The sequence below is a fragment of the Oleiphilus sp. HI0117 genome, from assembly GCF_001635235.1.
Map to the genome: position 1 here is coordinate 1 of NZ_LWGA01000551.1, position 448 is coordinate 448.

Sequence of the window (448 nt, forward strand, 5' to 3'; positions counted from 1 at the left end):
CTGACGCCTTAAGCACTGAAGCCTGATACAAGATTCGAACCACCTCTGACGAACCCACTACATGCTTGCTATCATGCTTCGTTGCAACCCGCTCTCCTTTACTCCCGACCAATATCAAGTCGGCAATATTTCGGTTTTCAAGAAAAACAAAGAACTTGTGCCACAGGGCAGTATCAGGTAGAACCGGTGATATTGAGCGACTAAAGGTGAAAGGCATTGCGAGTATGCGCTCAATGCGAGATTTACTAAATTCCTTAAAGAAAGAATGCTGTAGCAGCTGTAATTTGCGCTCGTTGAATTTACGGGCGATGTCGGGAAAGTGCTTCTTTATATCCAAGCCGTCACGCTTGGCACGCGCAACAACCTCGTCCATTAGCTGAACAGCACGAATATTATGAGGTGCCTTTTTCAAAGAGTACATCTTGGCGCGAAAGAAATCGACAATACC

At 45.8% G+C, this 448-nt stretch carries 1 protein-coding gene; it reads right to left on the reverse strand.

Annotated elements, in window-relative coordinates; genetic code table 11:
* On the reverse strand, nt 1-412 hold a 412-nt coding region (locus tag A3757_RS06120), incomplete at its 3' end, for a hypothetical protein (protein ID WP_156506217.1).
* Nucleotides 413-448 lie beyond the last annotated feature (36 nt).